This is a genomic window from Roseateles sp. GW821-FHT09H10 (assembly GCF_059415865.1).
On the sequence record NZ_JBWKOB010000001.1, the window covers coordinates 1,460,814 to 1,486,247 of the forward strand.

26 protein-coding genes and 1 pseudogene are annotated in these 25,434 nt (G+C 68.6%); 11 read left to right on the forward strand and 16 right to left on the reverse strand.

Annotated features, from left to right (window positions below; translation table 11 throughout):
- Positions 1-13 precede the first annotated feature (13 nt).
- Genes AC07OY_RS06815 through AC07OY_RS06830 form a run of 4 tightly spaced genes read left to right on the forward strand, consistent with a single transcriptional unit; the run spans position 14 to position 5,253 of the window.
- The gene (locus tag AC07OY_RS06815) at positions 14-1,315 is read left to right on the forward strand and encodes a hypothetical protein (protein WP_495041756.1); all 1,302 of its coding nucleotides are present in this window, start codon (positions 14-16) and stop codon (positions 1,313-1,315) included.
- Entirely contained in the window at positions 1,312-1,995 is a 684-nt protein-coding gene (locus tag AC07OY_RS06820; RefSeq protein ID WP_495041757.1) for a hypothetical protein, read from the forward strand. The genes AC07OY_RS06815 and AC07OY_RS06820 overlap by 4 nt, the downstream gene beginning before the upstream one ends.
- On the forward strand, positions 1,995-4,811 hold the full coding sequence (locus AC07OY_RS06825) for an ATP-binding protein (protein WP_495041758.1): 2,817 nt from the start codon (positions 1,995-1,997) through the stop codon (positions 4,809-4,811). The genes AC07OY_RS06820 and AC07OY_RS06825 overlap by 1 nt, the downstream gene beginning before the upstream one ends.
- Positions 4,804-5,253, forward strand: coding sequence for an acyl-CoA thioesterase (locus tag AC07OY_RS06830; RefSeq protein ID WP_495041759.1), 450 nt, complete (start codon positions 4,804-4,806; stop codon positions 5,251-5,253). The genes AC07OY_RS06825 and AC07OY_RS06830 overlap by 8 nt, the downstream gene beginning before the upstream one ends.
- Here AC07OY_RS06830 and AC07OY_RS06835 read toward each other — a convergent pair.
- The gene (locus AC07OY_RS06835) at positions 5,250-5,936 is read right to left on the reverse strand and encodes a hypothetical protein (RefSeq protein ID WP_495041760.1); all 687 of its coding nucleotides are present in this window, start codon (positions 5,934-5,936) and stop codon (positions 5,250-5,252) included. The genes AC07OY_RS06830 and AC07OY_RS06835 overlap by 4 nt on opposite strands.
- A gap of 82 nt (positions 5,937-6,018) precedes the next feature.
- On the opposite strand from AC07OY_RS06835, the gene AC07OY_RS06840 reads away from it, so the two are divergent.
- Positions 6,019-6,267, forward strand: a complete 249-nt coding sequence (locus AC07OY_RS06840) for a ParD-like family protein (protein WP_056197644.1) — start codon at positions 6,019-6,021, stop codon at positions 6,265-6,267.
- Positions 6,264-7,058 (forward strand): type I methionyl aminopeptidase, encoded by a 795-nt coding sequence (gene map / locus AC07OY_RS06845; protein WP_495041761.1) that lies wholly within the window; start codon positions 6,264-6,266, stop codon positions 7,056-7,058. Before AC07OY_RS06840 ends, map begins: the two co-directional genes overlap by 4 nt.
- A 7-nt stretch (positions 7,059-7,065) precedes the next feature.
- Here map and AC07OY_RS06850 read toward each other — a convergent pair whose 3' ends face one another.
- Genes AC07OY_RS06850 through metE form a run of 3 tightly spaced genes read right to left on the reverse strand, consistent with a single transcriptional unit; the run spans position 7,066 to position 10,313 of the window.
- A complete protein-coding gene (locus tag AC07OY_RS06850) occupies positions 7,066-7,452 on the reverse strand; it encodes a hypothetical protein (RefSeq protein ID WP_495041762.1) in 387 nt (128 codons plus the stop codon).
- Between the two features lie 46 nt (positions 7,453-7,498).
- On the reverse strand, positions 7,499-7,945 hold the full coding sequence (locus tag AC07OY_RS06855; RefSeq protein ID WP_495041763.1) for a hypothetical protein: 447 nt from the start codon (positions 7,943-7,945) through the stop codon (positions 7,499-7,501).
- A 37-nt stretch (positions 7,946-7,982) separates the two neighbouring features.
- Positions 7,983-10,313: a 5-methyltetrahydropteroyltriglutamate--homocysteine S-methyltransferase gene (gene metE / locus AC07OY_RS06860; protein ID WP_495041764.1), complete on the reverse strand. Its 2,331-nt coding sequence runs from the start codon at positions 10,311-10,313 to the stop codon at positions 7,983-7,985.
- Between the two features lie 97 nt (positions 10,314-10,410).
- Here metE and AC07OY_RS06865 point away from each other — a divergent pair, with 97 nt between their 5' ends.
- Positions 10,411-11,334, forward strand: coding sequence for a LysR family transcriptional regulator (locus AC07OY_RS06865; protein ID WP_495041765.1), 924 nt, complete (start codon positions 10,411-10,413; stop codon positions 11,332-11,334).
- Here the strand turns inward: AC07OY_RS06865 and AC07OY_RS06870 are convergent.
- From AC07OY_RS06870 to AC07OY_RS06885, 4 genes and pseudogenes are all read right to left on the reverse strand, one after another.
- Positions 11,331-12,083, reverse strand: a complete 753-nt coding sequence (locus AC07OY_RS06870) for an MgtC/SapB family protein (protein ID WP_495041766.1) — start codon at positions 12,081-12,083, stop codon at positions 11,331-11,333. The two genes, AC07OY_RS06865 and AC07OY_RS06870, sit on opposite strands and share 4 nt — an antisense overlap.
- Before the next feature lie 254 nt (positions 12,084-12,337).
- Positions 12,338-12,754: a PilZ domain-containing protein gene (locus AC07OY_RS06875; RefSeq protein ID WP_495041767.1), complete on the reverse strand. Its 417-nt coding sequence runs from the start codon at positions 12,752-12,754 to the stop codon at positions 12,338-12,340.
- Positions 12,755-12,848: 94 nt separating this feature from the next.
- A complete protein-coding gene (locus AC07OY_RS06880; protein ID WP_495041986.1) occupies positions 12,849-13,196 on the reverse strand; it encodes an FKBP-type peptidyl-prolyl cis-trans isomerase in 348 nt (115 codons plus the stop codon).
- Between the two features lie 30 nt (positions 13,197-13,226).
- Positions 13,227-13,571: pseudogene (locus AC07OY_RS06885) on the reverse strand (FKBP-type peptidyl-prolyl cis-trans isomerase); the annotation flags it as partial.
- A gap of 108 nt (positions 13,572-13,679) precedes the next feature.
- Here AC07OY_RS06885 and AC07OY_RS06890 point away from each other — a divergent pair.
- Positions 13,680-15,095, forward strand: coding sequence for an ankyrin repeat domain-containing protein (locus AC07OY_RS06890; RefSeq protein WP_495041768.1), 1,416 nt, complete (start codon positions 13,680-13,682; stop codon positions 15,093-15,095).
- Between the two features lie 4 nt (positions 15,096-15,099).
- Here the strand turns inward: AC07OY_RS06890 and gluQRS are convergent, their stop codons facing one another.
- Both gluQRS and AC07OY_RS06900 read right to left on the reverse strand, forming a co-directional pair.
- Positions 15,100-15,954 carry a tRNA glutamyl-Q(34) synthetase GluQRS gene (gene gluQRS, locus AC07OY_RS06895; protein WP_495041769.1) on the reverse strand — a complete coding sequence of 285 codons (855 nt, stop codon included), beginning with the start codon at positions 15,952-15,954 and terminating at the stop codon, positions 15,100-15,102.
- Entirely contained in the window at positions 15,951-16,925 is a 975-nt protein-coding gene (locus AC07OY_RS06900; protein ID WP_495041770.1) for a LysR family transcriptional regulator, read from the reverse strand. The genes gluQRS and AC07OY_RS06900 overlap by 4 nt, the downstream gene beginning before the upstream one ends.
- A gap of 101 nt (positions 16,926-17,026) precedes the next feature.
- Between AC07OY_RS06900 and AC07OY_RS06905 the strand changes: the two genes are divergently transcribed.
- Together AC07OY_RS06905 and AC07OY_RS06910 are read left to right on the forward strand one after the other, a co-directional pair.
- On the forward strand, positions 17,027-17,764 hold the full coding sequence (locus AC07OY_RS06905; RefSeq protein WP_495041771.1) for a pirin family protein: 738 nt from the start codon (positions 17,027-17,029) through the stop codon (positions 17,762-17,764).
- 33 nt (positions 17,765-17,797) lie between these two features.
- Positions 17,798-18,361 carry a flavodoxin family protein gene (locus AC07OY_RS06910; RefSeq protein WP_495041772.1) on the forward strand — a complete coding sequence of 188 codons (564 nt, stop codon included), beginning with the start codon at positions 17,798-17,800 and terminating at the stop codon, positions 18,359-18,361.
- Between the two features lie 10 nt (positions 18,362-18,371).
- Here AC07OY_RS06910 and AC07OY_RS06915 read toward each other — a convergent pair whose 3' ends face one another.
- The 4 genes from AC07OY_RS06915 to AC07OY_RS06930 all read right to left on the reverse strand — a co-directional run bounded on the left by AC07OY_RS06915 (position 18,372) and on the right by AC07OY_RS06930 (position 23,344).
- The gene (locus tag AC07OY_RS06915) at positions 18,372-19,556 is read right to left on the reverse strand and encodes a DUF1501 domain-containing protein (RefSeq protein WP_495041773.1); all 1,185 of its coding nucleotides are present in this window, start codon (positions 19,554-19,556) and stop codon (positions 18,372-18,374) included.
- 4 nt (positions 19,557-19,560) lie between these two features.
- A complete protein-coding gene (locus AC07OY_RS06920; RefSeq protein WP_495041774.1) occupies positions 19,561-21,081 on the reverse strand; it encodes a DUF1800 domain-containing protein in 1,521 nt (506 codons plus the stop codon).
- 234 nt (positions 21,082-21,315) lie between these two features.
- Positions 21,316-22,308 carry a sulfate ABC transporter substrate-binding protein gene (locus AC07OY_RS06925; protein WP_495041775.1) on the reverse strand — a complete coding sequence of 331 codons (993 nt, stop codon included), beginning with the start codon at positions 22,306-22,308 and terminating at the stop codon, positions 21,316-21,318.
- Between the two features lie 76 nt (positions 22,309-22,384).
- On the reverse strand, positions 22,385-23,344 hold the full coding sequence (locus AC07OY_RS06930; RefSeq protein WP_495041777.1) for a CysB family HTH-type transcriptional regulator: 960 nt from the start codon (positions 23,342-23,344) through the stop codon (positions 22,385-22,387).
- Between the two features lie 119 nt (positions 23,345-23,463).
- Here AC07OY_RS06930 and AC07OY_RS06935 point away from each other — a divergent pair, with 119 nt between their 5' ends.
- Complete coding sequence (locus tag AC07OY_RS06935) at positions 23,464-24,345, forward strand: dienelactone hydrolase family protein (RefSeq protein ID WP_495041778.1); 882 nt, start codon at positions 23,464-23,466, stop codon at positions 24,343-24,345.
- Here AC07OY_RS06935 and AC07OY_RS06940 read toward each other — a convergent pair.
- The gene (locus tag AC07OY_RS06940) at positions 24,342-24,929 is read right to left on the reverse strand and encodes an RBBP9/YdeN family alpha/beta hydrolase (protein WP_495041779.1); all 588 of its coding nucleotides are present in this window, start codon (positions 24,927-24,929) and stop codon (positions 24,342-24,344) included. The genes AC07OY_RS06935 and AC07OY_RS06940 overlap by 4 nt on opposite strands.
- A gap of 16 nt (positions 24,930-24,945) precedes the next feature.
- Positions 24,946-25,164, reverse strand: coding sequence for a TOBE domain-containing protein (locus AC07OY_RS06945; RefSeq protein ID WP_119045826.1), 219 nt, complete (start codon positions 25,162-25,164; stop codon positions 24,946-24,948).
- Between the last annotated feature and the right edge of the window lie 270 nt (positions 25,165-25,434).

The following is a 25,434-nucleotide window of genomic DNA, read 5'->3' on the forward strand; positions in this document are numbered from 1 at the left end:
TAATCCGCGCCCCATGTTGACGACACCCCAGGACACCGACGACTCGCTGCGCCCCGACCGCGTGGAGGACTATTTCCGCGACGGCGCCGCGCCGGTGGAGGCTCTGCTGTGGTGGCAGCTGGAGCACCAGGACGCGCTGCAGATCGCTCTACGCGCGCTGTTCCAGGGGCCGGCGGGCGTCACCCGGCTGCGGCTGTGGGTGTTCTTCGAGCTGATGGCCCTGCGCGAATCGCGCCTGACCCGCGAGGCCCTGAACCAGGCTTTCCATGTGCTGCGGGACGAGGTGCTGGACAGCGTGCTCAAGCGCCTGCGCGAGGCCGAGCTGCTGGCCTGGGATGCTACGGCCCAGACCTATGCGGTGACGCCGCTGGCCCAGCAGGTCGTCGGCCTGCTGCAGCCGCTGACCCAGGAACAGGCGCCCGATGGCGACCTGGCTTCCCTGCTGGCCGGCGTGGCGGGTGCCCATCAGCTGGGCACGCTTCAGCCGGCGCAGCTGCAGCATCTGCTGGCCCAGCTGTCCCGCCTCTACGACGAGTTCGCCGACGCCATCGCCAGCGGCAGCGAGTTCGCGCTGCGCCGGGCCCGCACCCGCTTCGAGAAGGCCCTGACGCTGGTGGACCGCGCCGGCGAGGCCCTGGGTGCCATCATTGCGCAGGCCGAATCGGCCGGCGAGGCGCGGCTGGAGCGCCTGGCCCGCGAACTGGGACTGGCCCAGGCGCGGCTGCTGGCCATGGCCAGCCAGTTCAACCGGGCCTTGCAGCAGGCCGACCGCCAGCGCGTGACCCTGGGCTCCACCGGCATCACGACGACCGATGTGCGCCGCTGGCTGCAAAGCCAGGGCGACCTGGCCGCCCTGTTGAACGGTGCCTGGGAGCGGCCCGTGCATCCGGTGCTGGTGGCCCAGCGCGATCTGGTCGATACCGCCGAGGCCGAGTTCGAGCGCGACCGCCCCAAACCCTCCGAGGCCGCAGCCCTGCCGCAGGGCCAGGCCGCGCCCACCGGGGAGCTGGCCGTCATGCAATTGCCGCCCGACATGGAACAGATGCAGGCGCTGCTGTCCGCCTGGGCCCACGAGCCGGTTGAGCGCGACCTGGCGCCCGCCATCCTCGGCGACAGCTATGCCCGTGCGGCCTACCGCGCCCAGTTGCTGCCCCTGCTGGGCGACGCCCAGGCCCGCCACCTCAAGGGCGCCACCGGCGACATGGCTCGACAGCCTTGGTCGGTGCGCTGGTCCGCCGAGCAAGGCCCCGTCGACGACGAGTTTGTCAAATGGATGAGCCGCGGCGTGTTGAACCCTGAACCTGCTTCCGAATGAGCCCTCTCGACGATTCCCAGCAACTCGCCGCGCAATTGCTGGCCCGCCGCTGGCTGCCGCGCAGCCACCCCCTCGTGAAGCGCGCGCTGATCGACACCGAGCTCTGGAACCAGCTCGGCGCCCGCCTGGCCGGCGTGGGCCTGCAATTGGTGGACAACGTGCATGCCGATCACATCTCGGTGGCGCTGATGCGCCCGGCCGAGAGCGCCGTGTTCGGCGAGACGGGCCTGGCCGCCAACAACAACCTCGATATCCCGCGCGATGGCGTGGCGCTGCTCGTGGTGCTGTGGTCGCTCATCGTGCTGCCCAAGCGGCAACGGCAAGTGGCGCGCAGCGACGCCATCCACGCCGGCCAGGGCGAGTTCTTCGCCACCGACAAGCCCATGCCCCAGGCCGCGTCCGTCGCGCCGCTGATCAGCTACCGCAGCCTGCTGGCCGACTTCGGCGACCAGCTCGGCAAGAAGCTGCGCTTGGACACCAACCTCAAGCTGCTGGAGCGCCACGGCTTCGTCACGCGCCGCGGCGAGGACATCGCCGAAGGCCCGCTGCTGGACCTGCTCATCGACTACGACCTGCTGGCGCCGCGCATCCTCGACGGCGCCCTGGGCGATGTGCTGGCCCGCGCCGGCCATCCGCTGCCCCGCCCCGAAGAAGCCGAACAACAAGAACTCGAAGACTGATGTTCCACCTGCAATCGCTTGAACTGCTGCACTGGGACTACTGCCAGCGCGTCACGCTGCCGCTGGACGGCGCCATCATCACCATCGCTGGCCCCAACGGCTCGGGCAAGACCACGCTGCTGGACGCCATGCGCACGCTGCTGGGCCTGGAGTGCTCGGGCGGCCGCACCTACAAGACCTACGCCCGCCACGCCAACGCCGAGACGGCCTGGCTGCGCGCCCTCGTCGACAACCGCCCGCGCTCGCGCCAGAACAGCAGCCGGCCCTTCGCCTCGTCGCTGCTCTATGCCGACCAGGTCACCCTGGCCTGCCGCATCGAACGCCATGGCGGCGACTGGGTGCGCCGCTACACCATCCTCGACGGCGTGCACGAGATCGAGCAGCTCGCCGAGAAGGGCGACCGCGACTGGCTGGGCATCGAAGCCTGGAAGAAGCGTCTTGAAGCGGCCGGCCTGACGCGCGCCATCGGCCGCGTGCTGGCGCTGGAGCAGGGCCAGACCGACAGGCTCTGCGAGCTCTCGCCCAAGGAACTGCTGCGCCTCGTCTTCGAGGTGTTTGGCGACCAGGAGGTGCTGGATCGCTACGAGCAGGCACGCAGCCATCAGCAGCACCTGGGCAAGGAAGTCGAACAGGCAGGCGCCGAGCTGGCGCATACCCAGGCCCAGCTGTCCGACCTGGCCAACCGCGTCAACAGCCATCGCCAGTACCAGCTCAAGATCCAGGAGCGCGAGCGCCTGGCCACCGAGGTGCTGCCGGTGCTGCGCTGGAGCGAAGCCCGCGAGCGCATCACCCGCGATGCGCGCGAGCTGCACCGCCAGCGGCTGTTCGCCTCGGGCGACGTGAAGGCGCTGAGCGACAAGCGCGCGGCCCTGCACAGCCTGTTCACGGCCCAGGAAGCGGCGAAGGAACGCTTGAAGGCGCTGGACGGCGAACGCCGCGAAGCGCGCGCCGCCTTCGATGCGGCCCGCGAAGCCGAGCGGCCCGCCGAGGCCCTGGTCAAGCGCGAAGACGAACTCAAGGCTCTGGCAGATGTGGAGGCCGACGCCGCGGCGCTGACGGCCAAGATGCAGGAGCTGGCGTCCGAGCGAGAACGCCTGCGCGCCGACTACACCCGCGCCAGCGACAAGGCCTCGCGCGCCCAGGCTCAGCTCGGCGAGCTGAGCGGCAAGCGCCTGCCGCCGCCGCCGCCCGAGGTCGCGCCGATGAAGCGCGCGCTGGACGACGCGGGCATTGCCCACTACCTCGTCGCCGACAGCATCGACATCGCGGACGAGACCTGGCGTGCCGCCGCCGAAGGCCTGTTGCGTCCATCGCGCTGGGTTGTCGTGCTCAAGCACCGCAGCGACGAAGGCCGCGCCTTCGACATCGCCGCCAAGCAGCGCTACCGCCACTACGTCGTGGCCGACACCTCGCCCGTGACGCAGGCGCCGGCCGGCACGCTGCTGGCGGCGCTGAACGTCAGCGCGCCGCTGCCTTCGTGGCTGGCGCGGCAACTGGGCGGTATCCGCTGCGTCGCGTCGACGGAAGAGGGCGCCCAGGTCGGCGGTGAATGGATCACCACCGACGCCTATTACCGCGACGGCCGTGGCGGCCGCAGCGTCTTCGTCGAGCCGCGCGACCACCAGTTCGGCGCGTCCGCGGTCGATTCACGCCGTGGCGCGCTCGAAGCCGAACTCGCGCGCTGGGATGGCGAGCTGAGCCGCATCGCCAAGGCCCAGGCCGAGGTCGAGCGCCAGTTCAAGGACGTGCAGCGCGCGGCCGTCGGCCACAAGGCGGCGCAGGAGTTGAGCGAGCGTTCGGACGAGTTCGCCGAAGCACGCGCCCGCCTGCCGGTGTTGCGGCAAGCGCGCGCCGAAGCGTCCACACGTATGAGCACGCTGGACAGCGAACATGACCGCGTCGTGCGCGAGTCCACGCGCAGCGAGCAGGCCTACGAGGGCGCGCAGATCGCGCTGAAGGACGGCGAGGGCTCGGCCGCCGGCCGTCTGCGCGAGCATGAGGCCAAGCGCGAGGCGCTGCGCAAGGCTTCGCAGGAGTCGCGCAAGCAAAAAGCCCAGTTCCCCAAGTCCTGGGTCACGCCCGCAGCGCTCGCCGCCGCACGCGACGAATTCGAGAACGCCCGCCAGGCTGAGATCCGCGCCCACCATGTGGACCAGGAGCTGGAAGGCGGGCATTGGGAGGTGGACGCCAGCGTCGTCGACCGTCATGCGCGCATGGCCGCCCAGGTGCATGAGCAGGACACCCAGTTGAGCGACCGCCGCGCCAGCAATGAGCTGGCCCGCATCGCCGCCTTCAACGCTCGCGAGCGCTATATCGACGTGATGCGCGCCACGGTGCGCCGCTACAAGAAGAACGTCGCCGAGCTGGGCGAGCTGGCCGGCACGACGGCCGAGGCCGTGCTGCCGCATCTGGACAACGACGACACCGTGCTCGCCCAGGCCGGCCTGCAGGTCAAGTTCAACTTCGACGGCAAGGGCGAGGTTGGCCTGAACGACGGCGAGGCCTCGGGCGGCCAGCAGGTGCTGAAGAGCCTGATCCTGCTGGTGGGCCTGATGAAGGACGACGAGACGCCCGGCGGCTTTGTCTTCATCGACGAGCCCTTTGCCCACCTGGACGTGCGCAACATCCAGCTCGTCGGCCACTTCCTGCGCAGCACCCGCGCGCAATACCTGCTGACGACGCCGATCACGCACAACGTCGAGGTCTTCGAGCCCAGCGAGATCACGCTGGTGACGAGCAAGAAGCCGCGCGGCGAACGCTGGGCGCCGCCCATTGCCGTGCTGGCGCGCCGGCCGGAAGTGTCCGTGTATGAATGACTGGGACTACCCGTCGCCGTTCACGCTGGCGCTGACGCCCGCGGCCGAACACATCGACGGGCTGGCCCACACCAACAACGCGGTCTATGTGCAATGGTGCGAGCAGGCGGGCTGGGCCCACTCCGAGGCGCTGGGCCTGTCGCTCGACGACTACCGCCGCCTGGACCGCGCCATGGCCATCCGCGAGGGCCACTACGACTATCTGCTGCCGTCCTTCGAGGGCGAGGCCCTGGTGCTGGGCACCTGGCTGACAGCCAGCGACGGCAAGCTGACCATGGAGCGGCGCTTCCAGCTGCGCCGCGCGAGTGACGGCGTGACGCTGGTGCGTGGCCGCTGGGTGCTGGTGTGCATCGAGATCAGCAGCGGTAGACCGAAGCGCATGCCGGCGGAGTTTCTCGGCATCTATGAGGCTGCCGTCATTGCTCCAGAGGCAGGCGGCTAGACGTAGTAGATGCCGGCGCTGACCAGCTTGATGATCGAGCCCTTGACGACAACGCGGACGATCAGGCCACCCATCTCGCCGAAGCGCACGTCATAGCCGGTGTCCGCATTGCCGTAGATGCTGGTGACCTGCTCAAGCCGGTCCGGCTCTCCATGCCACTGGGCCACGAGCTTGCGCCCGTCGGTGTCGAGTTCGTCCTGCCAGCTGCGGTCGAGCAGGGACCGGATGATGCGGTCCGCCAGCTGATAGCTGATGCCGTCGCCCAGTTGCACATCGGCATGCCGCTGGTTGTCGGTGAAGCGCCATGACGTCATGCGGTTCAGATTGCTGCGGGCGGTCACCCAAGCGCCTTGCCGGTACACCGCGCTGCCGGGCCGCCATCCGGGACATGTTTCCTGGCCCTTGAAGCCCCGGCCCAGGTAGAGCCGTTGCCAACTGCGCTTGTTGCCTTCGACGCCGGGCATCGTGTCGACGCGTATCGCTGGGCAGCCAAGAGGGGCGCCGACGTAGTCGCTGCACAGGCGCAAGGGGCCGCGCATGCCCACCCGTCTGGACAGCGTGCGGATGGATTCGATATCTTGAGCCGAGAGCTCGTCTATCGGTCCGCAATCCTCAGCGTGGACAGGGGCGCAAGCCAGAAGCGCCAGGCCCAGGAAGACGCGCGGAAAGAGTTTTTGGGGCATGCGTCTAAGGCAGGGTTGCTGCCCCGAACTGTAGGGCCAGGGTTGTTATACGTTTCGTATACGAAGCGTATATAGTTGCGGCATGGGAATCGTCAAAATCTCCGATCCGATGCACGAGAGCCTGCGCGTTGCCAGCCAGGCCTTGTCGCGCTCCATCAATGCCCAGGCCGAGCACTGGATGCGCATCGGCATGCTGGCCGAGCTGCATCCCCAGCTGAGCCACAGCGAGATCTGCCAGTTGCTGATCCGCGCCGAGCAGGAGGGCGGGCTGGACCTGGCTCGATTGGCCGGTTGGGCTCAGGCACCCAAAGCCAAGGGAGCGCGGGCATGAAGAGCCTCAAGCTGCGTACGCCTGAGCAAGTGGCCAAGGCCCGCGAGGCCGGCCATCTGATCGCCGAAGTGCTGGCCATGCTCAAGCCCCACGTCGTGCCCGGCGTGACGACGGATGAGCTGGACGCGATCTGCCACGACTACATCGTCAACGAGCTGAAGTGCATCCCGTCCAACGTCGGCTATCACGGCTATCCCAAGACGGCCTGCATCTCGCCCAACCACGTCGTCTGCCACGGCATTCCGTCCAAGGACAAGACGCTGAAGAAGGGCGACATCGTCAACGTCGACGTGACCCTGACCAAGGACGGCTGGTTTGGCGACAGCAGCCGCATGTTCATCGTCGGCGAAACCAATGTGCTGGCGCGCCGCCTGGTCATGACGACCTATGAATGCCTGCGTGCCGGCATCCGCCAGGTGCGCCCGGGCGCGACGTTAGGCGACGTGGGCCACGCCATCCAGAAGGTGGCGCACGCGGCCGGCTTCAGCGTCGTTCGCGAGTACGGCGGCCATGGCATCGGCGACGTCTATCACGACGAACCGCACGTCAACCACTTCGGCCGCCCGGGTGAAGGGCTCAAGCTGCAGGAGGGCATGATCTTCACGATCGAGCCCATGATCAACGCCGGCAGCGCCGCCATCCGTGAGCTGAACGACGGCTGGACCGTGGTCACGCGCGACAAGTCGCTGTCGGCGCAGTGGGAGCACATGGTGACCGTGACCAAGGACGGCTTCGAGATCCTGACGCCGTGGCCGGATGGCTTGGGGGAATATCCGGCGATCGACGATTGACGGGGTGCTAAGCGCCATCGAAGCCGCGAACTGTTGCGGCAGATAGTGCTTCGATCTCTCTGTTCATGCGTGTCTGCATGACTTGCGCCGGCACAGACTCAGCACCAAACGGGTTCTCGCTCAAGCATCTCCACACCACTGTCGCGATGGCATGAATTGCTTCATGCCGCGTGAATCCCTGCGCTTGCAGGCGTGCAACAGCCCTGCAGCTCGGACCAAAACCGGTGGCGATCTGAGTCTCAACCACCACATGGGACACCGCGTGTGTTTTCGCACCGCGTACGCGTGCGCGCTCGTGGAAGTTCTTCACCAGGCGCAGCCGCTCCGCTTCGTCGAGGGCTAGCCATTCGCTGGCGTTTGGCTGGTGTTCTGGATCGTAGTAGCCGCTCGTCACTTGATGCCTCGCGTTTCAAACGAGTGGCGTTTGCGTGCGAGCAGGCTCACGCGGACATTCCCTCCACCAGTGCCGCCAGAAAGAACAGCGCCTTGGCTGCGATATTGCCCAAGACGCCAACGCCAACCGCGCGCCAATTGGAGCGGAACGGCGAACGCCGATCTTGTCGGCCCTGTAGCCACAGCTTTGCAACGAGAACGAAGACCAGCTGCGGAAAGACGAACGAGAGGAGCTGTGAGATGAGGTCTGGCGGCGCGCGCCAGGAAGCGACAAGAAAGGCGACCGAAAGCACGCCGAAGACCAGAGCAGCGCGCTTGGCCTGTTGTGGCCTTCCCAGGCTGATGAGGTTGCGGTAGACGAGGTAGCCCGCCGCAAGCGCGCCACCGAAGAGGGTGGCGAGCGCAATGCCTGAGGTCCTGAACAACGGATGCGGGCTGATGCCTTCGACGTCAATGTCGGCAACTTCGACAGCGGGCGGAGCGTAGCGATTCATCTGGCCGAATGATGCCAGCCATGCTGGCCGAGGCGCATCAGCCCGCCAGCGCCACCTCCCGCCGCAGCTCCCGAGCCGCCTCCACCATCCGCGCGAGCGCCGCTTCAGTCTCCACCCACCCCCGCGTCTTCAACCCACAGTCCGGGTTGACCCACAGCAACTCCGGCGGAATGACCTCGGCGGCCTTCTTCAGCAGGCGCAGCATCTCGGCCGTGTCGGGCACGCGCGGCGAGTGGATGTCGTAGACGCCGGGGCCGATCTCGTTGGGGTAGCGGAAGTCGCCAAAGCCGCGCAGCAGCTCCATGCCGGAGCGGCTGGTCTCGATGGTGATGACGTCGGCGTCCATGGCGGCGATCTCGGGGAGGATGTCGTTGAACTCCGAGTAGCACATATGGGTGTGGATCTGGGTGTCGTCGCGCACCGGGCTGGCCGAGACGCGGAAGGCGCGCGTGGCCCAGGCGAGGTAGCGGCCCCAGGCCGCGCGGCGCAGCGGCAGGCCCTCGCGGATGGCGGGCTCGTCGATCTGGATGACGGCGATGCCGGCGGCTTCCAGGTCGGCCACTTCGTCGCGGATGGCCAGCGCAATCTGCAGGGCGGTGTCGGCGCGCGGCTGGTCGTCGCGCACAAAGGACCACTGCAGGATGGTGATGGGGCCGGTCAGCATGCCCTTCATGGGCTTGTCCGTCAGGCTCTGCGCGAAGACGGTCCAGTCCACCGTCATGGCCTTGGGGCGCGACACATCGCCGAACAGCACCGGCGGCTTCACGCAGCGCGAGCCATAGCTCTGCACCCAGCCATTGGCCGTGAAGGCAAAGCCCGACAGCTGCTCGCCGAAGTACTCGACCATGTCGTTGCGCTCGGCCTCGCCGTGCACCAGCACGTCCAGTCCCAGCTCTTCCTGCTTGCGCACGGTGAGTTCGATCTGGCGCTGCATTGCCTCGCGGTAGGCGTCTTCAGCCAGCGTGCCGCGCTTGAAGGCGGCGCGGGCGGCGCGGATCTCGGGTGTCTGGGGGAAGGAGCCGATGGTCGTCGTCGGGAAGGCGGGCAGCTTCAGGCGGTGGCGTTGCGCGGCCTGGCGGGCAGGGAAGGGCGAGCGGCGCTGGTCGGCGTCGGCCGGCAGGGCCTTCAGCCGAGCCGCGACGCCGGCGTTGCGCACGCGCCGGCTGGCGATGCGGGTGGCGCGGGCGATGCGGGATTCGGCCAGTTCGCGGGCCACGCTGGCTTCATCACCCCACAGCGCGCGCTTGAGCACGCGCAACTCGTCCAGCTTCTCGACGGCGCCGGCCAGCCAGCCCTGCAGCTCGGTGTCCAGGGCCGCATCCTGGCGCAGGCTGAAGGGCACATGCAGTAGCGAGCAGGAGGGCGCCACCCAGAGCCGGCCGCCGCGCAGCTCGCGGACCTTGTTCAGCTGCAGCAGGGCATGGTCGAGGTCGCTGCGCCAGATGTTGCGGCCGTCGACGATGCCCACCGACAGCTCGCGGTCCAGCGGCAGGCGCAGGGCCACGGGCAGCAGTTCCTCCGGGGCGCGAACCGCGTCGACATGCAGGCCAGCCACGGGCAGCTCGCAGGCGAGGGCGAGGTTGTCGCTCAGCGGCGAGAAGTAGGTGGCGAGCAGCAGAGGCTGGCCGACGACGCCCAGGCGCGCATAGGCGAGGCGCAGGGCGTCTGCCCAAGCCGGGCTGAGGTCCAGGCCGAGGATGGGTTCGTCCAGCTGCACCCAGGTCACGCCGCGGGCGGCCAGGCGGGTCAGCAGTTGCTCATAGGCGGGCAGCAGGCGCTTGAGCAGCACCAGGCGGTCAAAGCCTTCCTGCTTGCTCTTGCCGAGGTACAGGAAGCTGACCGGCCCCAGCAGCGCGACCTTGGGGCTGGCGGGCAGGGCGATGGCCTCATCCACCTCTGCGAGCAGGCGTTCGGCATTCAGGCTGAACTCGGTGGCGCCGTCGAACTCGGGGACGAGGTAGTGGTAGTTGGTGTCGAACCACTTGGTCATCTCCAGCGCGGGCACGCCATCCACGTGGGCGCCGCTGCAGCCGCAGGCGTCGGTGTGGGCATGGCTGGTCGTGATGCCGCGGGCCATCGCGAAATAGCGCTCCAGCGGCGTCTGCTGGCCCGTGAAGCCGAAGCGGGCCGGCTCGCAGCCGAAGAGCTGGATCAGGTGGGCGACATGGTCATAGAGGGCGAAGTCGCCGACGGTGACGTGATCCAGGCCGGCGTCCTGTTGCAGCTGCCAGTGGCGGGCGCGCAGCGCGGCGGCTTGGCGCTCCAGTTCGGCGGCGGGCAGCTCGCCGCGCCAGTGGCGCTCCAGCGCCGTCTTCAGTTCGCGGTGCTCGCCCATGCGCGGGAAGCCCAGAATATGAGTCTTGATCATGACGAATCGGGAAGTAGATGAATTTCGTTCGTGATGCTCGCCCCTCAGGCACAATGAATCAAACGAAACGTTTTTGGGTTAATCAATAATTCCGCTCATGCAAACGCCGCTCGAACTGCGCCATCTGCGCACCCTGGTCGCCCTGCGCGAGGCCGGCAACCTGTCCCGCGCGGCCCAGTTGTTGAACCTGACGCAGTCGGCCCTGTCCCACCAGCTCAAGGGCCTGGAGGAGCACTACGGCGCCGAGCTGTTCGCGCGCAAGAGCAACCCTCTGGCGTTCGGCGTCGTCGGCCAGCGGCTGCTGAAGCTGGCCGACACCGTGCTGCCGCAGGTGGATGAGGCCGACCGCGATGTGCGCCGGCTGGTGGACGGCTCGGCCGGGCAATTGCGCATCGCCGTGGAATGCCACACCTGCTTCGACTGGCTGATGCCGGCCATGGACGCCTTCCGCGAGCGTTGGCCCGAGGTGGAACTGGATATCGTGTCCGGCTTCCAGGCCGACCCCGTCGGCCTGCTGCACCAGGACCGCGCCGAGCTGGCCATCGTGTCGGACGTGGACGCCGACGAGACCGGCGTTGTCGTGCACCCGCTGTTCAGCTTCGAGATCATTGCGCTGCTGCCCAAGGGTCATGTCTTGCTCGGCAAGCCCTGGCTGGAGGCGGCCGACTTCGCCGACCACACCCTCATCACCTACCCGGTCCCGGACGAGATGCTGGACCTGGTGCGGCGCGTGCTGCAGCCGGCCGGCATCGCGCCGCCGCGCCGCACCAGCGAGCTGACGGTGGCCATGCTGCAGCTCGTGGCCAGCGGGCGCGGCATCGCGGCCCTGCCGCTGTGGGCGGTGGAGGGCTATCTGGCACGCGGCTATGTGGCGCGCCAGCGCATCGGCGAGGCGGGGCTGACGGGGCGTCTGTATGCCGTCAGCACGCCGAACCTGGCGGCCAAGCCCTTCCTCGCCGACTTCGTGAAGCTGATGCGCGAGACCTCGCTGCTGAACCTCGCTGCCGTCAACCTTCTCTAGTTGCGGGCATGCGTGACGCGGTAGCCGGCGACGCCCTGCAGCTCATGCAGGCGGCCGGTGAAGCGGCACAGGGTCTGGCCCTTGAAGTTCTGCTTGGCCGTGCAGACAAAGCGCCACTCTTCGTGGTCGCCCTGTTTCTCGATGCTGAGGGACCCTGGCGCGAAGCGGTAGCCCAGGCCGTCGGCGAACTCGGCCAGCTCGGCCTGGGTGAAGCGCCGGCCCGATTCGCCGCGCAGCGTCACCGCGATGGCCGGGTGGGAAGGCAGGCGGGCCTCCAGCTTGGCGCCCCACATCATCAGCGTGGCGCACAAAAGCGTCAGCGTGATGGCGGCGAAGTAGAAGCCCATGCCCAGCACGATGCCGATGGCCGAGGCCGCCCACATGGAGGCCGCCGTCGTCAGGCCGGAGATGTTCATGCCCTCGCGCATGATGACGCCGGCGCACAGGAAGCCGATGCCCGTCACCACGCCCTGGATGACCCGCGTGGGGTCGATGAACTGGGGCAGGGGGCCGCCCGCGAGGTGGCCGCCGAACCACTGGTCGGGATAGCCGACCAGGATGGTCACGCCGCAGGACGCCATGCACACCAGCGCATAGGTGCGCATGCCCGCCGCGCGGCCGTGATAGGCCCGTTCATAGCCGAGCAGCAGGCCCAGCACCATGGCGCCCAGCAGATGCATCAGCATCAGCACATTGGCGGCCCATTGGCTGTCGGACCAGTAGCGCAGCAGGTGGTCGGCTTCGAGCATGGGCGTGGCCGGTGGCGGGGCGATGCTGCCCCGCGGCCACGCTAACCGAGTTGGATACGGCCCGCCAGAGGGAAGCGGCCCACTGTTGCGGGCCGAGCGACGGGCCGCTCCCTGGCCGGCCCGCTCTGGCGATGTGCAAGCGGCTCAATGCCGCTTGCATCGCCGTCCCCTCGGGGGCTTCGGCCGGACACATGGCGCCCAGTGGCCGTAGAGCGGTCCCGGCCAAGGTACTCCTCGGACGAGGGGCCAACCGTTCAGGCCAGAGCTGTCATGCGCTCCACCAGCACGCAACGCACCCATTTGCGCGCCGTGACGTGGGCCGTCTGCGCGAGCAGGAATTCCTCGGCCTGGGAGTTGGCCGTCTCGAACTCGAAGCCGCCGAGCTGCACGATGCGGCTCAGCGGCCGGGTCCAGACGCGGCGCACGTCGGCGCTGAACAGGGGCACGCCTTCGTCCTCGCCGAGCAGCAGGCGCAGCTCGTAGTGCTCGGCGTCCAGCGGTGGCTCGGCCGCCGCCAGGATCTGCAGGCCGGCCTCGCTGAGGTTGACGACCACGCCGCCGCGTTCCTCGGACAGGCCCTCGGGCTTGATGACCCAGACCGGCAACTGCTCGTGCTGGTCGGGCACGAGGAAGAACTCGACACGGGGGAAGCGGCGCTGGTCAATCGACATGGTGTGATCAGTGTGCGTGAACGGACTGGATCACAGCATCCGCGAATGACAGGCACTTGTCAGCAGAGCCCCCGTCACTCGAAATGGCTTCGGATCAGACCGCGAGCAGATCCACCTCGAACAGCAACGTGGCGTTGGGGGGGATGACGCCGCCGGCACCGTGGGCGCCATAGCCCAGCTCCGGCGGCAGCACCAGCATGCGCGTGCCGCCGACCTTCATGCCCTGCACGCCCTCGTCCCAGCCGGAGATGACCTCGCCGCCGCCGAGGCGGAACTTGAAGGGCTGGCCGCGGTCCTTGCTGGAGTCGAACTTCTTGCCCTTCATGCCATCCTTGTAGAGCCAGCCGGTGTAGTGCACCGACACGCGCTGGCCCTTGGCGGCCTCGGCACCTTCGCCGACGACGCGGTCTTCGTACTGCAGGCCGGTGGAGGTGGTGTGCAGGTTGAGCTCGACGGGCTCGGGGCCGCCGGCCAGGCCGAGCAACTCGACATCGAAGCACAGCGTGGCGTTAGGCGGGATGACGCCGCCGGCGCCGCGCGCGCCATAGCCGAGGCCCGCCGGAATGATCAGCGTGCGCTTGCCGCCGATCTTCATGCCCTGCACGCCTTCGTCCCAGCCCTTGATGACCATGCCGGCGCCCAGCTCGAACTCGAACGGATCGCCGCGGTCCTTGCTGGAGTCGAACTTGGTGGTCTTGGCGCCGTCGACCCACAGCCAGCCCGTGTAGTGGACGGTGACATCATGGCCGGCCGACGCCTGCTTGCCGTCGCCTTCGACGGTGTCTTCGTATTGCAGGCCGGTGGGCGTCGTGTTCATGGGGAATCCTTCCGTAGGTGAATCGGGAGATTGTCGCCGGCCGGCCCTAAAGTGCGCCGGCCATCATTCGAGCGAGGTCGGAGCATGTCGGGTGGAAACTGGAAAGAGATGTATCAGGCCGGGTGCGAAGGCGACCTGGCCCTGGTCGAGTACCACGTCAAGGCGGGCGTGGACGTCAACTATGCGCATCCCGAGTTCCTGTCCACCCCCCTGGTCGCCGCCATCCTGGCCGGGCAGCAGCAAGTGGCGCTGTATCTGCTGGACCACGGCGCCAATCCCGATCTGCCCTCCGAGTTCGACGCGGCGACGCCCATGCAGGCAGCCCGGCGCGTGGGCCTGACGACACTGGAGGACAGGCTGTGCGAGCTGGGCGTGACGAGGCTGGCGCCGGAGCCGGAACCGACGGCCCGCAGCCTGCTCGCCCGCCTGCTCGACCGCGTTCGCGGCGTGGCGCTGGCCTTGCTCGGCGGCCTGCTGCTGGCTGGCCTCGCCGAGCCCGCCGTGGCCCAGGATTCAGGCGACGATCGCAACAAGCTCGTGGTGCGCTCATCCCTGGGCGCCTGGATGCTGCGTGAGGACGCGGCGAACCCGAAGCTGAACTGCGCCATCCGCTTCATTCCCGCCCGACCCCGCCAGCCCGGCCTGGCCATCTTCGGCCCGACCGCCAGCGTGCCCAGCGCGACCATCCTGTTCAGCAGCGCCGACATTCCCTGGTCCCAGAACGCGCAGGACGTGCAGGTGGAGCTGCAGCAGCAGAAGCTGCCGGCCGTGCGCATGAAGGCCAAGCTGCTGGCCCGCGAGACGGGGGCGCCCCAGGGCCATCTCGCCGTCGGCACCGGCGACATCCGCCAGACGCTCAAGTCCATGCGCGACAGCGAAACCGAGCTGCAGTTGCGCCTGAACAATGCCACCGTCTTCACGCTGGACTACGACGGCCTGGACCAGGCGCGCAGCGCCATGCTGGACTGCGTGGACGGCAAGGTCTTTGCCGGCCGCACGCTGAAGGAAGCGACGGCGGAGCTGCGGCCGGTGGGTGCGTCCACCATCAAGGGCCAGGCCTTCGTCAAGCTGGCCGTGCTGGCGCGCAAGCAGTACCCGCCCAAGGGCAGCGCGGCCGTCGGGCTGATCTGGATGACCGACGAATTCAAGGCCTGGTACGAGCATGTGAAGGCGACCAAGAAGCTGCCGGGCCAGATCCCGGAGAGCATCGCCAAGCACTTCATGTCCACGCGCATCCTGGACGACGAGGGCCGCTTCGCCTTCACCAACCTGCCGGCCGGCGAGTACATCGTCGTGGCCAATTTTTCCTACGAGAAGTCGATCACGCGCCAGGAGTACGTGGGCACCACCCACACCTTCGTCGGCGGTGCCCACATCGGCTCCTCAGACCGCTATCAGCCCTTCAGCTATCTGGTGCAGGAGGCCGCGGCGTTCGAGAAGCCCGTTCGGGTGAAGGTCGATGGCGACACGGTCGAGCTGTCGATGGACAAGTCGCAGCTCTACTGCTTTCTGGTCTGCTTCTGAGCGATCAGAAAGCCGTCCGCCATTGCGCGACGGCGGCGGCCAGCACGTCGGCCATGCCGCCGGGTGGTGGCGTCAGGCCGAGGCGCTGAGCCGCTTCGCGCAGCCGCGCCGCCGGATCCGCAAGATCGATGGCCGCCGCGCCGTTCTGCTTGGACAGCTTGTGGCCGTCCGCCGCCAGCACCAGCGGCGTGTGCAGATAGCGCGGCGTGGCCAGGCCCAAGGCGCGCTGCAGCGCGATCTGGCGCGGCGTGTTGTCGGCCAGGTCCTCGCCGCGGACGATGTCGGTGATGGCAGCGTCAGCATCGTCGACGACGACGGCCAGCTGGTAGGCCCACAGGCCGTCGGCCCGCTTCAGCACGAAGTCGCCCACCTCGGTGGCCAGGTCCTGGCTCTGCGCGCCCAGGCGGCGGTCCTGCCAGTCGACCTGGCCTTGGACTCGAAAGCGCCAGGCCCGCGCCGGCCGGCCCAGGGTGCCGTGGCGGCAGGTGCCGGGATAGACCAGCTCGCCATGCTTGGGCCGGGGCCCGGCGGCCGCGGCGATCTCGGCGCGGGTGCAGGCGCAGCCATAGGCCTGGCCGGATTCGATGAGCCGGTCCAGCGCGGCCTGGTAGAGCTCGCCGCGGCGTGACTGCCAAACCGGGGGCTCGTCGGGCCGCAGGCCGAGCACGTCGAGCTGGTTCAGGATGACCGTGTCCATGCCCGGCGGGCAGCGCGGGCCGTCGACGTCTTCGATGCGTATCAGCCATTGGCCGCCCTGGGCGCGGGCGTCCAGCCAGCTGGCCAGTGCCGCCACCAGGGAGCCGGCGTGCAGGGGCCCGGTCGGGGAGGGCGCGAAGCGGCCGCGGTAGCGGGTTGTCAAAGCAGCAGGCCTTCGTGCTGCTCCAGCAGCGCCTTGCGCGTCGTCTCGCTGCGCAGCTTGTCCAGCCACCAGGCCAGAGCCTTGCCGGGTGCGTGGCCGGTGTCGCGCCAGGCGTAGTGCATCTTGCCGGTGCGGTGCCCCTCGTAGGTGGCCTTGCGCACGAGGCGGCCGGCTTCGATATGGCGCCTCACCATGGGTACCGGCAGCGAGCCACAGCCCAGGCCGCGCAGCATGCCTTCCAGCTTGGTGGCGAGGGACGGCACGGTCAGCACGTCCTGGCCCGGCAGCAGGCCGACGGTCAGCGGCGCCAGCAGGCGGGCGCTGTCGGCCACGGCGATGATGCGGTGCTCGGCGATCTGGCTGGCCGTCAGGGGCTCGGTCAGGCTGGCCAGCGGGTGATGAGGCGCAATGCAGAAGGCGAACTCCAGCTCGCCGGCTGCTTCGCAATGGATGCTGCTGCTGGGCAGCTGCTGCGCCGGCACGCCGATTGCTACGTCGGCCTGGCCATGCAGCAAGGCTTCCCAGGTGCCGGCCAGCACTTCCACGCGCAGCTTGAGCCGGGTTGGTGGCGGCCCGCCGCCGTCGATCTTCTCGGCGTAGAAGGCCTCCATGAGGTCGAACAGCGCGCGGCGCGCGATGGCGTCGTCCACGGCCAGCGTCAGCTCGCTCTCCCAGCCGGTGGCGATGCGGCGCACCCGGTTGGCGACGGCGTCCAGCTCCTGCAGCAGGCGCCGGCCCTCGTGCAGCAGTTCCTGGCCGGCCGAGGTCAGCACGGCCTGGCGGGAGCTGCGGTCAAAGAGCAGCACGTCCAGCGCGTCCTCGAGCTGGCGCACGGAATAGGTCAGGGCCGAGGGCACGCGGCCCATTTCGCGTGCGGCCGCCGCGAAGCTGCCGGTGCGGGCGATGGTGTCCATCATGGACAGGGCTTCGGGCGTCAGCGCGCGGCGCTTGTCTTGGGAGGGGGAGGACATCAGTTCAGTCTATTTGAATGGTGTCCTCAAGCCAGCCTGAGTGGTCATTCGGGGGGCGGCTCCTACATTGACTCCATCGACCACAAAGCAAGGAGCCCAGCATGACGACCCAACTCATCAAGTCCAGTGATCGCGGCTATGCCGACCATGGCTGGCTGAAGTCCTTCCACAGCTTTTCCTTCGCCGACTACTACGACCCGGCCCGCATGGGCTTCGGGCCGCTGCGTGTCATCAACGAGGACAAGATCGCCCCGGGGACCGGCTTCGGCACCCACGGCCATCGCGACATGGAGATCATCAGCTATGTGCTGTCGGGCGAGCTGGCCCACAAGGACAGCATGGGCAACGGCGAGAGCGGGGCGGCGCAAAACGGCAAGGAGGCCGGCGTCATCCGCCCCGGCGACGTGCAGCGCATGAGCGCCGGCACCGGCGTGCTGCACAGCGAGTTCAACCATGCCCCGGACCAGACGACGCATTTCCTGCAGATCTGGATCATGCCGGACGCCCGCGGCATCGCGCCGAGCTATGAGCAGAAGCATTTCGACGCCGGCTCCAAGCGTGGCCAGCTGCGCCTGGTGGCGGCCAACGACGGCGCCGATGGCGCGGTGACCATCCATGCCGATGCGAAGCTGTATGCCGGCCTGTTCGATGGCAGCGAGGCCGCCGAGCTGGACCTGGCGCCGGGCCGCATCGCCTATGTGCACGTCATCCGCGGCGCGCTTACCGCAAACGGGCAAGACCTGACGGCCGGTGATGCCTTGCAGCTTCGCGAAACATCGCGCCTCGCCCTGACAGCCGGCAAGGATGCCGAAGTCCTGGTCTTCGACCTGGCCGCTTGAGTTTTCCCACCCCCCCAACAGAGGAAGTCCTCCATGAGCAAGATCGTCGTTCTCTACCACTCCGGCTACGGCCACACCAAGAAGGTCGCCGAGGCCGTCGCCGGCACGGCGGGCGCGCAGTTGATCGCCATCGACGCCGAGGGCAATATCACCGAGGCCGACTGGGCCTCGCTGGCCGCGGCCGATGGCATCATCTTCGGCACGCCGACTTACATGGGCGGCCCGAGCTGGCAGTTCAAGAAGTTCGCCGACGCCAGCAGCAAGCCCTGGTATGCCCAGGTCTGGAAGGACAAGATCGCCGCCGGCTTCACCAACTCGGCCACGCTGAACGGCGACAAGGGCGGCACCATCCAGTACCTGCACGCACTCAGCCAGCAGCACGGCATGATTTGGGTCGGCATGGGGCTGAAGGCGCCCAACCACAAGGCCGCCACGCGCGACGACGTGAACAACCTGGGCGGCTATGCCGGCCTGATCACGCAGACGCCGAGCGACGCCTCGGCCGAGGAAATGGTGCCGGGCGACATCGCCACCGCCAAGCACTTCGGTGAGCGCGTCAAGGCGGTCGTCGACCGCTGGGTGAAGTCCGCCGCCTGAACCAGGCCGCTCAAACGAGACCGAGATCGCGCGCGCTGGCCCCGGGGAAGACCTGGGCCAGCTGCGCGTCGTTCAGGCCGTACATGCGCCTGAACAGGCCGCCCAGCATCGCGCGGTACTCGTTGATGACGGGCCAGTCCCGGTTCTGGAACAGCGTGGCGGCCTTGACCTCCACCTGCTCGCCAGCGATGCGCCCGCCCTTCACGCCGCCGCCCAGCACCCAGTAGGCGCTGCCATGGCCATGGTCGGTGCCGCGGTTGCCGTTCTCGCGGAAGGTGCGGCCGAATTCGCTGACCACCACCACGACGGTGTTGTTCCACTGCGGCCCCATCTCGTCGGCGAAGGTCGCCAGGCCCTTGCCGAGTTCGCCGAGGCGGTTGGCCAGCTGGCCGGTGGCGCCGCCTTCGCCCACATGGGTGTCCCAGCCGCCGACGTCGATGAAGCCCAGGGTCACGCGCTCGCGCATCAGCCGCGCGATGCGGCGCGCCTCCAGCGCAAAGCCCTTGGCTGCGATGGCACCGCGGCTGGCCGCTTCCATCTCGCCGGCCATCTCCCTGGACACCTCGTCGCGCACCTCGAAGCCCCCGCTGACCGTGCCGGCCAGGCGTGTGCCCGCATACATGCCGGCGATGACCTGGGCCTGGGCGGCGTTGATGGCCGGCTTGCCAAGATCGCGCAAGGCCTGGTTGGCGACGGGCAGGTTGCCGCGCAGGATCAGCGGCACCTGGTCGGTGAAGGCCATGGCCTCCAGGCGGGAGCCGGCGCCCAGCACGCCGGCCAGGCGGTTCATGAAGCCGCTGCGGAAGTCGCGGCTGCCTTCGTCGGCTTGGCCCAGCTCGATGTGGTCCTGGGTCTCGAAATGGCTGCGCGACACGTCATTCGTGCCGGCAAAGGGCACGAAGGCGGCCTGGCCCTTGCTCCACAGCGGATGGATGCTGTCGGCCACGGCCGGCGCCAGGCCCCAGTCCGCATCCAGCGGCAGGGCGGCCGTCTTGGCGATGGCGATATTGGGCCGGGCCTCGTAATAGAAGCTCGACGAGGTCGGCACCAGCAGATTGGCCGCGTCGTAGGCGCCGCGCAGGAAGACGACGAGCAGGCGCGGCGCGGATGTCGACGTGGGGGGCGATGCTGCCCACAGCTGCGTGGGCAGCAGGCTGGCGCCGAGGCCGAGTTGGAGCAAGAGGCGTCGGTCCATCACATCACCTGTGCATGAAGTCGGGGGAGGCCAGCAGATAGGTGTTCCACTCCTGCGGCGACGTGGCCTGACCCAGGGCCTGCTGCGTGGCCGCCGCCAGGCGCGGCGCGATGCCGTCGTAATAGAGCGGGTGGGCGATCTGCGGGAAGGCGGGCCTGTCCTTGGCCTCGCCCTCGACCTTGAACAGGCCGGCGCTGCCGCTGCCGATGGCGCGGGCGATCTCGAAGCGCGTCGTCATCTGGCCGGGCCCGGCCCAGGCACTCTCGTCCATGGCATAGCCGTCGGGCGTCTGGCGGTTGTAGGGCGCCTGGCCGAGGCGGTAGAGCCAGCCGATCATGGGGCCGGTGTTCAGTACCACCTTGTCGGCATAGGCCAGGCGCACGGCCGAGACGACGTAATGCGTCGGGTCCTTGAACTTGCGGCCGAGCGAGGCTTCGAATTCGGGCGAGCCGACCATGGCGCGCAGCACCTCGGCGATGCGGCCGTCGCTCTGCAGCCAGCGCTCGGCCATGCGTTCGACGAGTGCCGGCGGCGGCTCGTCGGCGACGAAATACTGGGCCAGCTTGCGCGACACATAGCGCGCCGTGCTCGGGTGCTTGGCGAGCAGGTCCAGCACCTGTTCCAGCTCCGCCTCACCCTGGCCCTTGATGGTGATGCCGAGCAGGCTCTTGTCGCCGAAGTCGTGCCGGGCCGGGTTGAACTCCATCAGGCCGTCGCGGCGGTACTGGGCCTCCTGCGCCGGTTTCAGCTTGGGGCGGGTGTCCGTCATGTTGACGCCCAGCCCCGTCAGCACGCGGGCCAGCTCCTGCACATCGCGCTGGCTGTAGCCGCCGCCCACGCCCAGGGTGTGCAGCTCCAGCAGTTCGCGGGCGTAGTTCTCGTTGATGCGGTTGGCGCCGTTCTGCTCGTTGTCGAGGTAGCGCAGCATGGCCGGGTGATGGGCCGTGTAGCCGAGCAGGTCGCGAAAGCGCCCGAGAGACCGCTCGCGCAGACCCTGCTCGTAGTCGCCCACCATCACGCGCAGATTGTTCTTGAACTGGTGGACGTTGAAGTGGTTGAACCAGAACCAGCTCAGCTGCTCCTGGACCTGGTGGGGCGAGTACAGCGCGTTCAGCAGCTGGCGGCTCGAGGCCTCGCGGGCCAGTCGGGTCAGGGCCTGCTGGTAGTTCTTCTGCGCCTCGGCCTTGGCCGTGTCGTCGGTCAGCGCATCGGCGGCCTTGCGCTGGGCCTCCATCTGCTGGACCAGGGGCAGCAGGGGCTGTTGGGTGATGGCGAGGGCGCGGATCTGGGCCTGCGCGGCCTCGGGCAGTGCCGCCGGGCGGGCGGGTTGGAGCTGGGCGTCCAGCCAGGCCTGGCGGCCCTGGGTCTGCACGGCCTTGAGGTCGGCGCTGCTGGCGCCCCAAGTGAGACGGTCCAGCCAGAGCGTGTCTTGGGCTGGACCGTGGGTCTGCGTGGCCGGGGGCGGCACGTTGGCGCAGCCGGCCAGGCAGATCAGAAGGGCGGTGCAGAACGCTGGGTTTCTCATGGCGGCCTCATGATGAGGCCGCCCAACGTCAGCTGTCGAGGTTAGGGCGCGCGCGAAACAAGACTTCACATCCACCGCGGCCGTCGTGTCTTTCTCGGGCCGAGCGCCGGGGCCGCTCCCTAGCCAGCCCGTCTGGCGATGTTGATCGGGCTCGATGCCCGGTCAATCGCCGTCCCCTCGGGGGACCGACCAGACTCGCTCGCGTTCCGCGAAGCGAGGCTGGGCGAGGGGCGCTTACTTGGCTCCAGGAGCGTAGATTTGGTCAAAGACACCACCGTCGTCAAAGTGGGTCTTCTGGGCCTGGCGCCAGGTGCCGAAGTGCTCGCTGAGCGTGAAGAGCTTGACCGCGCCGAACTGCTTGGCGTACTTGGCCGCGACCTTGGCGTCGGTCGGGCGGTAGTAGTTCTTGGCCGCGATCTCCTGGCCCTCGGGGCTGTAGAGATAGTTCAGATAGGCCTCGGCCTGCTTGCGCGTGCCGCGCTTGTCGACGACCTTGTCGACGATGGCTACCGGCGGCTCGGCCAGGATGGACACGCTGGGCGTGACGATCTCGAACTTCTCGGGGCCGAGTTCCTTGACGGCCAGGAAGGCCTCGTTCTCCCAAGCGATCAGCACGTCGCCGATGCCGCGTTCGACGAAGGTCGTCGTCGAGCCGCGGGCGCCGGAATCGAGCACCTTGGTGTTGGCATAGATGCGCTTGACGAAGTCCTTGGCCGAATCGGGCGTGCCGCCGTTCTTCAGCGCATAGCCCCAGGCGGCCAGGTAGTTCCAGCGCGCACCGCCGCTGGTCTTGGGGTTCGGGGTGATGACCTCGACGCCGCTGCGGGCCAGGTCGGGCCAGTTGTTGATCTTCTTCGGGTTGCCCTTGCGCACCAGGAAGACGATGGTGGACGTGTAGGGGCTGGCGTTGTTGGGCAGCTTCTTCTGCCAGTCCAGCGGCAGCAGCTTGTGGTCGGCGACGGCGTCGATGTCATAGGCCAGGGCCAGCGTGACAACGTCGGCCTCCAGCCCGTCGATGACCGAGCGGGCCTGCTTGCCCGAACCACCGTGCGAGGCCTTGACGCTGACGGTCTCGCCCGTCTTGGCCTTCCATTGCGCCGCGAAGGCCTTGTTGAAGTCCTGGTACAGCTCGCGCGTCGGGTCGTAGGAGACGTTGAGCAGGGAGGTCTGGGCAAAGGCGCCGGTAGCGGCGACTGCGAGGGAGAGAGCGGTGAGAAGGCGGCGCATGGTGTTGGAGTTAGGGGTGAGGCGGTTCACTCTAGGGATGAGGGGCGAGGCGGGCAAAGAACAAGTTGTCACAAGCTCATGCGGCTTTCGACCAGGCCAGCACGGGCTCGGCGGCCGGGAGTTCGTGGCGGGCGGCATCGACCACCTCGCGCTTGAGGGGCGAGGCGAAGGTCTGGATGAACTCGTAGACGTAGTCGCGCAGATAGGCGCTGCGACGCACGGCCAGGCGCGTCATGTTGTCTTCGAACAGATGGCGGGCGTCGATGGAGCGCAAGTGGCGATCGCGCTCCTCGTCGAAGGCGATGGAAGCGACGATGCCCACGCCCAGGCCCAGCTCCACATAGGTCTTGATGACGTCGGCGTCCATCGCGCTGAGCACGATGTGAGGTTGCAGCTGGGCCGCGGAGAAGGCCTCGTCGATATGGGAGCGGCCGGTGTAGCCGGGCTCGTAGGTGACGATGGGGAACTGGGCCACGCGGGCCAGCGTCAGCGGGCCGTCCAGCAGCGGATGCCCGGGCGGAACGACGACCGAGTGGGTCCAGCGGTAGCAGGGCAGGGCGACCAGTTCGGGGTATTGCGCCAGGGCTTCGGTGGCAATGCCGACGTCGGCTTCGCCATCGAGGAGCAGGCGGGCGATCTGCTGCGGCGACCCCTGCTGCAGATGCAAGCTGACATCGGGATGGTGGGCGCGGAAGTCGCGCACGGCGGGCGGCAGCGCATAGCGGGCCTGGCTGTGGGTGGCCGCGATGCGCAGGCGGCCGCTGCCGGCCTGGGCGAAATCATCGGCCGCGCGCTTCAGGTTCTCGGCTTCCTGCAAGAGGCGCTCGATGACAGGCAGCACCTGCTCGCCGGGTTCGGTCAGGCCGGTCAGGCGCTTGCCGACGCGCACGAAGAGCTCGATGCCCAGTTCCTCCTCCAGTTCGCGGATCTGGCGGCTGACGCCGGGCTGCGAGGTGTGCAGGGCCTGGGCGACTTCGGTCAGGTTGAAGCCGCGGCGCTGGGCTTCACGGACGGAGCGGAGTTGCTGGAAGTTCATGCGCCGGGATTCTGCGAAGCGGAGCCGCTGCTGTCGTCGAACCATTCGCGATATCGATATTCACTTCTTGTGGGGTAGTCCCACTAAAGTCGGCCTTCCCTCGCATAAGGACGCTAGCGATGACCCTCAAGACCGACATCCCCGACCAGGCCTGGCCCTTGTTCGACCGCTATGTGCATGGCGACCTGAGCCGGCGCGGCTTCCTGGAGCAGGCCGCGAGCTTCACCGGCGGCCCGGCCGGCGCGGCGGCCCTGCTGGCTGCGCTGAGCCCCAATTTCGCGGCGGCCCAGCAGGTCAAGCCCGACGACGCGCGCCTGGTCACGCGCCGCCAGGCCTTCCCCTCGCCCGATGGCAACGGCCAGGTGCAGGGCTATCTGGCCAAGCCGGCGAATGCCGCGGGCAAGCTGCCGGCCGTGCTGGTGGTGCACGAGAACCGTGGCCTGAACCCGCATATCGAGGACATCACCCGCCGCGTGGCCCTGGCCGGCTATGTGGCCTATGCACCCGATGCGCTGGCGCCCTCGGGCGGCTATCCAGGCGACGAGGACAAGGCACGCGAACTCTTCGGCAAGCTCGACCCGGCCAAGGCGCGCGCAGACATCGTGGCCGGCGCGCGCGGCCTGCTGACGCTGGCCGATGCCAACGGCAAGCTCGGCGTGGTCGGCTTCTGCTGGGGCGGGGCGCTGTCCAACCATGTCGCCACGCAGGTCCCCGAGCTGGCCGTGGCCGTGCCCTTCTACGGCGGCGCGCCAGCGGCCGAGGACGTGGCGCGCATCAAGGCGCGGCTGCTGATCCATTACGCCGGCAATGACGAACGCGTGAATGCCAGCTGGCCCGGCTATGAAGCCGCGCTGAAGGCGGCCGGCGTGCGCTACGAGGCCCACACCTATGCCGGCACCCAGCACGGCTTCAACAACGACACGACGCCGCGCTATGACGCGGCGGCGGCGCGGTTGGCCTGGGAGCGCACGCTGGCGGCTTTCAAGTCAGCGCTGGGCTAGACGGCAAACGCCCATTCGCGGAACTCGGCGTGCCGCGGGCGTTGCTCCGCGGCCGCGCGGGCGCGGGCTGCTTCGATCCAGCTCTTGGCGATGGGAAAGGGCCCGAAGCCGGCCTCGGCATTGATGTGGCCGACCGGCCCGAGATTGCTGTAGCTGGCACCCCAACGATGGGCCCAACGCGCGGCGCTGGCGGCGCTCATCCAGGGGTCGGTGCTGCTGGCGATCAGGCGTGAGCGGCGCGGCAGGCGCTGGTGGGGCAGGGCCTCGGCGACACCGAACTTGTCGGGCTCGGCGGGCGCGACGAACAGCGCCTCGCGTATCGGCGAGTCCGGGTGGTCGGCCAGGTGGCGGGCCAGGGCCAGGCAGCCGAAGCTGTGGGCCACGGCCAGCCATTCGCCCGGGCCGGCCACTTCCAGCGTGCGCTGGATGCGATCGGCCCAGCGTTCGAGTTCCGGTTTGCTGGGATCGCGCTGGGTGACGCGGCGCGCGTCGCGGTACTGGCCCTGCAGCCAGGTCTGCCAATGCGCCGGGCCGCTGTCGTTCAGGCCCGGGATGATGAGGACGCGTGGCGCGGTGTAGGGCATGGCGGCGGCCTCCTCGTCAAAGCGTGGCGATCGACACCTCGGTGGACTTGACCAGGGCGACGACCTCGCGGCCGACTTCCAGCCCCAGGTCCTTGACCGAGCGCGTCGTGATGACCGAGGTGACGACGTCGCCGCTGCGCGTGACGACATCGACTTCGGAGACAACCGGGCCTTCGATGATTTCCTTGATGGTGCCGCGGAACTGGTTGCGCACGTTGATGGCGGTGATGCTCATGGAGACTCCTGGATGGGGAGTCTTCAGTGTGAGCGGCGCTGGAGCGTTAGGGAACGAAGCGTTTTGCAGGTGGGCATGCGGAGGGTGAGGAAGCGGTGGGTTGGGTGGTTGTGGCTGCTGCTGCTTCGACTCGCTGCATTGCCGGGAGTCCGTCCCGGCAGCCGGGTAACTTTCTTCTGCGGGGCCAGAAGAAAGTCACCAAAGAAGAGGCCCTGAACCGCACTCGACCGCGGCACCGCCTGCAGCGGCGCGCGAGAACGCTCAGCGTCG